General features: G+C 40.6%; 9 protein-coding genes. 2 read left to right on the top strand and 7 right to left on the bottom strand.

The features are described 5' to 3' along the window. Window positions 1–59 precede the first annotated feature (59 nt). The 3 genes from ACT3SX_RS12085 to ACT3SX_RS12095 are packed head-to-tail and all read right to left on the bottom strand — an operon-like array spanning window position 60 to window position 3,826. The gene (locus ACT3SX_RS12085; RefSeq protein ID WP_192520270.1) at window positions 60–2,267 is read right to left on the bottom strand and encodes a polysaccharide biosynthesis tyrosine autokinase; all 2,208 of its coding nucleotides are present in this window, start codon (window positions 2,265–2,267) and stop codon (window positions 60–62) included. Window positions 2,268–2,278: 11 nt separating this feature from the next. Beyond that, a complete protein-coding gene (locus tag ACT3SX_RS12090) occupies window positions 2,279–2,710 on the bottom strand; it encodes a low molecular weight protein-tyrosine-phosphatase (protein WP_192520271.1) in 432 nt (143 codons plus the stop codon). 15 nt (window positions 2,711–2,725) lie between these two features. Then, complete coding sequence (locus tag ACT3SX_RS12095) at window positions 2,726–3,826, bottom strand: polysaccharide biosynthesis/export family protein (RefSeq protein WP_225739275.1); 1,101 nt, start codon at window positions 3,824–3,826, stop codon at window positions 2,726–2,728. A 575-nt stretch (window positions 3,827–4,401) separates the two neighbouring features. Here ACT3SX_RS12095 and rluB point away from each other — a divergent pair. Then, window positions 4,402–5,331, top strand: coding sequence for a 23S rRNA pseudouridine(2605) synthase RluB (gene rluB, locus ACT3SX_RS12100; protein ID WP_192520272.1), 930 nt, complete (start codon window positions 4,402–4,404; stop codon window positions 5,329–5,331). 142 nt (window positions 5,332–5,473) lie between these two features. On the opposite strand, the gene ACT3SX_RS12105 is transcribed toward rluB, so the two are convergent. From ACT3SX_RS12105 to ACT3SX_RS12120, 4 genes are all read right to left on the bottom strand, one after another. Then, window positions 5,474–6,034, bottom strand: a complete 561-nt coding sequence (locus ACT3SX_RS12105) for a hypothetical protein (protein ID WP_192520273.1) — start codon at window positions 6,032–6,034, stop codon at window positions 5,474–5,476. Between the two features lie 71 nt (window positions 6,035–6,105). Continuing rightward, the gene (locus tag ACT3SX_RS12110; RefSeq protein ID WP_444761757.1) at window positions 6,106–6,333 is read right to left on the bottom strand and encodes a hypothetical protein; all 228 of its coding nucleotides are present in this window, start codon (window positions 6,331–6,333) and stop codon (window positions 6,106–6,108) included. Between the two features lie 12 nt (window positions 6,334–6,345). Then, entirely contained in the window at window positions 6,346–6,759 is a 414-nt protein-coding gene (locus tag ACT3SX_RS12115; RefSeq protein ID WP_444761758.1) for a hypothetical protein, read from the bottom strand. Window positions 6,760–7,090: 331 nt separating this feature from the next. Then, complete coding sequence (locus ACT3SX_RS12120) at window positions 7,091–7,873, bottom strand: hypothetical protein (protein WP_225739276.1); 783 nt, start codon at window positions 7,871–7,873, stop codon at window positions 7,091–7,093. Window positions 7,874–8,044: 171 nt separating this feature from the next. Here ACT3SX_RS12120 and ACT3SX_RS12125 point away from each other — a divergent pair. Then, window positions 8,045–8,334: LysE/ArgO family amino acid transporter (locus ACT3SX_RS12125; protein ID WP_444526181.1), on the top strand; the 290-nt coding region annotated here is incomplete at its 3' end.

Here is an 8,334-nt window from a genome sequence, read left to right on the forward strand (position 1 = left end):
AACATAAGACCCACCTACCTAAATTTTATTGATTCTAAGTAATAAACACATAACGCTAACTAGCGGTTTTTACCATACGCGTAACTGTAGTGATAACTGTGTTTATCCATAATACCTTGCTGTATATCATTCAAAATAATGCCATCCACCTGAACATCGGCCTTATTCATTCGCTTGATGGCATACGCCAATTGCCCTTCTGATGAATCGTTGTATCTGGTCACTACTAACACTTTATCCGCATGTTGTGACAGTATGATCGCATCTGACGCGGCCAATATAGGTGGTGAGTCAATGACAATATAGTCATAGCTCGCCATCAGTTTTGCCATTAACTCACCAAACTTATCACTAGCCAACAACGAGGAAGGGTCGTGTGGATGCTGACCACGTGGCATAAAATCAATATTATTGATATTGGTATGATGGACAACACCAGCTACGGTGACATCATCCTGCGAGAAATACTCGGCCAGTCCAGTGGTTTGTTCAATCTTAAATATTTTGTGCAACTCACCCAAACGCATGTCAGCATCCATAATAAGTACTCTTTTATTGAGCTGAGCAAATGCTTCTGTCAAATTGGCTGCAATAAAAGACTTACCTACTTTTGGACTCTCTCCAGATATTAGAATGACCTTGGCCTGTGAGCCTGTATCATCTTGTCCTGGCATGCCAAACATCAACGACGTTCTTAAACTTTTGATGGCTTCATAGCTCAAACTATCTTGGTCAATATAAGTGAGTAACCGGTTAGGGGCTGACTTATTTTTTGTGAGTCGTAGCAATGGTTTGGAACGTGGCACCGTGGCAATAACTGGCACACCTGTCTTAGATTCCAAGTTATCAGGATCTTTAACCACATTACGAAATAAGTTCTTGAACAATACCAACATGGTTCCGAGCATACCGCCCAGTAACATTGCAAGTATCCATATCTGTAACTTTTTGGGAGCAATGGCGTTAAAGGTACTAATCGGTAAATCAATAATACGAGCAAAACCAATCTGTCCTGCTTTGACAATTTTTAACTGCTCATAATTTTTGAGCATAGTAAGATAAATTTCTCGATTGATATTGACGTCTTCCGATAATTTTAAAAACTCTCGCTGTATCTCAGGTAAACGGCCGACGGTCGCATCGATCTCTTTCTTTCTATCATTTAGTACTTTTAGCTGGTCATTAATCTGAACTACTAATGGATGCTCTTCGGTGTAATACGTCGTTAGTTCGGCTTTTTTGAGCTTTAATTCATTGAGCTGACTGTCTATTTGGTAGCTTTCTGTGACTAATAATTCTGCTTCTTTGGCAACATCAATGGTGCCATATTTTTTTCTAAACTCATTAAATGCAACCTCAGACGTTTCAAGTTTTTTCTTGAGCGCAGGAATCTGAGTTTCCATAAAAGTAATCGTTTTAGTCGTCTCTTCAGAACCGCGAGATTGGTTTTGGTCGACATACGATAAAACAATCTGCTTCAAAATCAAACTGACTTGCTTTTGATCTTGCCCTGTCAGCGACATTTGAATGACACCTGTTTGCGGCCCTTTTTCTACCACTGACAATGCACTATTAATAGCACTAATCGTAGATTGTAAAGACTGCTTGGTAATACTAATAGGATATTGAATGCTCGGTAAATCGTTTACCGTGATTTGAATCGTCCCATCAACCCCTTTAAACTTATACGGCTTATTCAACAATCCTTTAAAATTATCACTGCCATTACTAAGTAAAAAACCTGTTTTAGTCCTAACCAAAGTAAATGAACGGTTTAGGTAGGCTTGCGAGACGTCAAACTGGCTGATATTTGCCTGACCTTTATCAGTTTTTAACGCGACGCCTTCAGCCGTATTTATTTGTGTATTAGTACGACTTCTTTTGATTCTATCGATATAACTGACGTTTTGATCATCTAGACGAATACGCAAATGCAATAGATTAACCACTGGCTCTAAAATCATTCGTGATCTGATGAGCTCTGCCTCTGTATCCGCTTTGCTAACTTGTGGTGCCACTAACTCAGAAATATTGCTTCCAAGTGCCGAGATACCTTGATCTTGGTCATCAAGTTGCAACAAGGCATCCGCTTGAAATGTCGGGTTTACATAGCGGCTATACAGCACGCCAATCGTCAAACCCAGTAGCGCAAAAATAACGATCATTTTCCAGCCACGTAATAACACCCAAAGCAAGGCTAATAAGTCAATCTCATCGTTATCTCGATCGCTGACAGATTCTGAGGATTTTTGTGACTCTTTACTCATACACTCGCTACTCAACTAATTTTGTCAGCCCACAGCTCAAGGCTACTAATAATATTTTTTCTGGCAGTCTCGAATGCTGACACATCGTGACCATAAGGGTCTTCAATATCTTTATCTAGCCAATGACCAATTTTGAAGACTTTACCGCGGCAATGTGGCCACTGCGATTCTATCCACTTGGTTTCGTTGGTTGACATAGTCAGAATGAGATCTGCCGCTATTGTCATTTCTTGATTGATCTGTTTAGCAATATGCTTACTTATATCTGTATGATGCGTTGCCATCAGCTCCACAGCTTTTGGATCAGCAGAATGACCAATAACTGCCGATACTCCTGCAGAGTCAATGTGCTTATTTGGGTACTGCTCACTCATGATGGCCGCTGCTATGGGGCTACGGCAAATATTACCCACACAAACCACTAAAATATTGTCAAATGCCATAATATATCGCTTTGCTTATAACCCTGAAATAACATTGATTGCAGAGGTAGAAGGTAATAACGCGCTGATGACTCGGTTCCAGCGTGCCAGACCTGTTGGATCAACATACAAAATATCATTGGGTTGCATATCAAAGCGGTTGGCGAGCGCAAAGCTAGTAATAGTCTGCATATCAACATAATAAATATTGGTGCGCTGATAATCAGGATTGTCACGAACGATATATATCTTAGCTGCGTTCGCGGTATTAGAATCAAGCCCTCTTGACTCGCCTAATGCATGAGCCAAACTCAATCCTTGCTCAGGAATATCTACAGGCTCAACTTTTCCAAACTCGCCCAATACGTAAACCTTATTACGGCTTTGGCTATTCACATGAACTGAGTCGCCATCTCGCAAATAGATTTGGTTTCCTGATGACCCAACCTCTCGCAATGACTGCAAGCCAATGTTGTAACTCTTGCCTTTACGGTTCAATACGATACTGTTTGAATCACCTGTAGCTGTCGCACCGCCTGCCATAGAAATCGCGCCATATAACGAAACAGGCGTATCCGCAATAACAAACTCACCTGGTTGGTTGACCTCACCATCAATAAAGAACTTATTGCCACGATAGTTAACGACCTTCACCTGAGGGTCTGGATATTTTAAATAGCGTTGCAGTTGTCCTCGTAAATTTGCCGTAAACTGAGGCACGCTTATACCGCTAGCCTTAATACGTCCAATAAGAGGAAACTGGATAAATCCTTGTTGATCTACAGGAAACCCTGAAGCATAAGGGTTGCTAGTATTGCTAACACCTGATGGCGTTAGATCTGGATAATCAACCAAATTAATATTTAAAACATCACCTTGGGCGATACGATAGTCGACTCGACCCGATGTCTGAATCAATTGATAAATATCATTATTAATTTTGGGCGCTTGCTTGACTGGTAAAGTCGCTAAATTCAAAGGCTGTATATTAAACTGCAAACCATTTTCTGCTGTAAAATCACCTACAGGTGGTAAATCTCCAGATTTAAGTCCACCACTTACCGTCGTAGCACAACCTGATACAAGACCAAAGACTATGACTAATAGTGAACAAACAATTTTGGAGGAGTGATGCATAATAACGACCTTATCAGTCTCTATAATAGCTAAGAAATATTCAGCTGTTTACTACGATTACATGGTAAAGATACTATAAAGTAACGGCTTACCTACTAACATAAGCGCCTGATATTTAGGCACTATCATTTATAAATATCTCAGATATATTTGATATATGGAGCACTCAAATATATGATCTAACAATCATTAATAGTGCGCTTGTTCGTTTTTTTGAGAGATAAAATAACAATACTATTATCCGCTTAAGTGAATATAATAACAAGACAAAAGTTTTATGACAATCAATGATTTATTATTAATATGTATATTAAATTGTATTGTTGTTTTTTATAAATATAATAAAAGCAGTTATTCGAAGTTATCACTTACTATCTATCTGAAATATATGTCAATGAAATACAATCAAGCATAATATAGTCGCACCTAACTCTATAATTTCTATATAAATATTCCGTACGCAACCCATCATAATAATTTGTAACTCTGCTGATAAGTAGTGCTAAATAGCGTATAATACTCAATCCAATTTTTTACATTGAGAAATGTAAACCCACCGACTCCAGGAAATCATTATGAAAGACGAAAAACTACAAAAAGCCCTTGCCCGTATGGGGCTTGGTTCACGCCGTCAAATGGAAGAAGTTATCAAAGCCGGTCGCGTCACTGTGAATAACGGTCCAGCAACCATTGGTGATCGTGTCGAGCAAGGCGATGAGATTCGTGTTGATGGTCGTCAGATCAAATACACCTCTGAAAACGAAAAGCGTCGCCGTGTTATCGCTTATTATAAGCCTGAAGGCGAAGTCTGTTCTGCCAAAGATCCAGAAGGCCGTCCAACCGTTTTTGAACGTTTGCCAAAGCTAACCCATGATCGCTGGGTCATGGTTGGACGCTTGGACATTAATTCAACTGGCCTATTATTATTTACCAATGATGGTGAAATGGCGCATCGCTTGATGCACCCATCTAGTGAAGTCACTCGTGAATATGCCGTACGTGTATTGGGTGAAGTGACGCCTGATATCGCCCGCACACTGACTGCTGGCGTCATGCTAGAAGATGGTGTAGCACAGTTTGAAGACATCAAAGAAGGTGGTGGTGAAGGTGTCAATAAGTGGTATCACGTCCAGCTAAAAGAAGGGCGTAACCGTGAAGTACGTCGCTTATTTGAGTCACAAGGCCTAAAAGTAAGCCGTCTACTACGCACCCGCTATGGTACGATTGCTCTGCCAAAAGAGCTGCGTACCGGTCGTTTCTTAGAACTGGATAGAAAAGACATCAATACCTTGACAGACTTAGTAAGCTTGCGCCCACGTTATGGTACTGGTCTGCATGGTGCGGCTAAAGAGAAGCAAGAACGTATCAGAAGCAAGCCGCTTAAAGCGCGTCGCACTACTGATAGTCGTAGCGACAATCGCAAAAGCAGTGCAAAACCTAAAAGCAGTGCTAGTCCTGCCAGCCGTGGTACACGTAATACCCGTGATCGCAACAATAAACGCTAAGTAATCATTATGTTGAGACTCTTATCGTTTTAAAGCTATATGTTTAAAGTGACACACAAGAAAGCAGCCAATGATTATTCATCATTGGCTGCTTTCTTGTGTGTATTTTATAGTAAGAGATGATAAGCCTGACGACGTAGGCTTAGCTATCGTGACTGTCAATATACTTTTTCATAGCTCGTAATTCTTGCAGCTGCTGTGTGTCTACTTGCGCCAATAACTGATCCAAACGTTGCTCAATATTATTGAAAACACTCTCTAATAGCTGATTGGCTTCCACTTTTTTTTCACTACTCATCACATTATCAGTGCTTTTATTCATAGTAACTAGCTGGTGATGGCTAGCAAGCATTTCAGGCAGCCGAGTGTACAACATCTTATTCAGTACAAACTGCTGTTCTGTTACCACAGATCCTTTATGCTGATCTTGTCGTGTTTTTTGATAAGATTGATAGCTATTAACTTTTTCATCGATACATTTTAGTTGGCGCAGTTGCTGCTCTGACAAGTTTTGCAAATATTTTTTATTTAAATTTAGTTGCTGCCAGCTTAATTTAGATAATGACAGTGGCGCAGCATCATTCTGATAAACAAGCACTCCAGGGGTAATACCGACTGCTTTATGGAAAGCCTGCCAACCTTTTTTCCCCAAGTAAAAAGCGGTGACCGTCGTAACGATTGCAGCCCCGATTAAGATACTCATATACACTCACTATTTCTTATTTATAACACTCTCATTTATCCTATTAGGCTCTCGCATGAATACTACGTCATTCACAAGGTGATGTCCTTGGCTTTAGCGCTACTAGAAGACTTAGTAGTAGGTGCTTCAATAGTAGATATGCTGCTATCAGCAGTCTTATAGCCGTTGATGACTGAATCAGGAGCTGGATTATCAAAGCGTTTTTGTAGATAGCGGTTGGTTGCTAATAGCTTTTGACCATCTTGATGATATGAGGCATTAAGTAAATCATCAAACTGAGTATCAACTGTCTCAAGCACCTCTAGCAGCGCCTATTTCCCTGTAACATTAGAATGCTTAATTTTAGTCGTGTCAGCGATTCCGTTGTCTATATCATGTAAACGGCGATAATCAGCCACAGCAAGTGGTACATGCCTATCCATTAAGTTTTGAATCATGATATAGGTTTCACTGATAGTATCTTTATCGTCAATTTTTCCATCATTATTGGTATCGCCATAAATGACACGCAGCTTCTCACCTTTTTCATTGATTTTAGTGAGTGCCGTTCTAACTTCCACTGGCAAGCTTTTTTCGGGAATATAGCCCAACTGCGGCATGGCCTCATACGCTAGCATCTTAGGAGCAGTGACTTTTTTGATGGTACGATATCCTAGATATAACCCAGCTATAGGTAACAGTCCATACAAAACAAATGCAAAGAGCATTGCAGTAACTTGGGTCATTAGACAGTCCTCATTATTTAACAGAATTTCTTGGCAATTTTATTGTTATTTGTGCTTTAAGGCGTACCACCAATTAGATTGTAAAGCTTAAAATTTGAAAAATCGTAGATAAATAAGGAAAAATTTGCCGTTGATATGAACGTATTGGCAAAATTTAACCATTTTAAAACCACTAAATGTGCTAGTTGATAACATGCCCTAGCCTATTAAAAATAAGACTCTATCAAAACCTTACTTAGCTATATGAGATCAATTAATCTCAAAATATATCTCAATCTCATGAAGATAAAAGGCGTACTTTCACAAACGCTAGACGCGTTTTGATCATTGATTAACTTTGTGTACGGCTTTTGACATAACGATGCGTAGAGGCTAGACGGTTCATCACCGTTTGGTGTAGCTCATCTAACAGCTCGTCAAGCTCGTAATCAATCTCTAAAAACAAATCAGTTAACATGCCACCGGCGGTCATCTTGCCTTGTAATGTGTTGTTTTTGGTGCGATGCGGGCTGAACCGCTGCAATTGCTCATAATGATGTAATGCTTCTGGAATACTTTCCGACACCAGCTTGTCGATGACGAACTGACGCTCATTATGCTGCTGTTGCTGCGCCTCATTAAGTTCACTACTCCATTCACGGTAGCGCTTTAACTTACCGTTGATTCGGTCTAGTATCGCGACAGCCTCAATCGGCATGGCATTTAGGGTGGCCTCGTCGACCACGTCAATAAGCTCAGTCATAATCGGACAGCGTCCATGTTTGAGATACCATAAGGTATCTGGGTCAAAAGGAGGTCTATTGGTTGGGCGCATTTGAGCACGATTGGACAGGTATCTATCGGTCAAAGGCGTGGGGGTTCGGATATCACTCACTTGCGCCAATGCATCACAAATACGGTTGGCACGCTCGGGCGGCGTCAGCGGAGAAGACTTATGGTTAGTTTGCTCGCCTCCATCAACACTTCCATCATCAGCATTGTTAGTACCAACACTATCAATATTAGCGGCCTCTAATTCTATTTCTTGACTGGCGCCCAATTCCTGAGCGTTCTTGGCCGCTTGTGTTGGCAGGTCATCGGATTCTTGTCCAAATGACTGGAATATTCTCGTCAAACTTACTACCATGACCTACCTTGCCTCTTATCCCACGCACTCACATTGTGCTCGTATTGCATATATTGATTCAATAACGTATCTTAACAGCTTTTTTTGGCACTGCCAGTAAGCAAAGTGTCAATATTCCTATGCCTTAAACACATCTATTCTCTGAATGATGAGCCCATTATGATGAATGTGACCGATTATACCTCTGGCTTTTTACTTGGACTATCGCTTATCTTAGCGATTGGCTCACAAAATGCCTTTGTACTGAAGCAAGGTATCAAACGTGAACACATATTTTTTATCTGCCTATTCTGTGCCGTCAGCGATGCACTATTAATCTCAGCAGGTGTTGCTGGATTTGGCGCGGTGACAGCTCGTTATCCACATGCTGTAGATATCGCCAGATTCGCAGGTGCGCTGTTTTTGCTGGTTTACGGGCTACAAAGTTTGTACGCCAGTATTCGACACTC

Source organism: Psychrobacter sp. AOP31-B2-9 (genome assembly GCF_052378005.1).
Taxonomy (GTDB): Bacteria; Pseudomonadota; Gammaproteobacteria; order Pseudomonadales; family Moraxellaceae; genus Psychrobacter.

Coding starts and splice junctions, on each gene's coding strand:
- ACT3SX_RS12085 (WP_192520270.1), bottom strand. CDS start 2,267: ATGAGTAAAGAGTCACAAAAATCCTCAGAATCTGTCAGCGATCGAGAT.
- ACT3SX_RS12090 (WP_192520271.1), bottom strand. CDS start 2,710: ATGGCATTTGACAATATTTTAGTGGTTTGTGTGGGTAATATTTGCCGT.
- ACT3SX_RS12095 (WP_225739275.1), bottom strand. CDS start 3,826: ATGCATCACTCCTCCAAAATTGTTTGTTCACTATTAGTCATAGTCTTT.
- rluB (WP_192520272.1), top strand. CDS start 4,402: ATGAAAGACGAAAAACTACAAAAAGCCCTTGCCCGTATGGGGCTTGGT.
- ACT3SX_RS12105 (WP_192520273.1), bottom strand. CDS start 6,034: ATGAGTATCTTAATCGGGGCTGCAATCGTTACGACGGTCACCGCTTTT.
- ACT3SX_RS12115 (WP_444761758.1), bottom strand. CDS start 6,759: ATGACCCAAGTTACTGCAATGCTCTTTGCATTTGTTTTGTATGGACTG.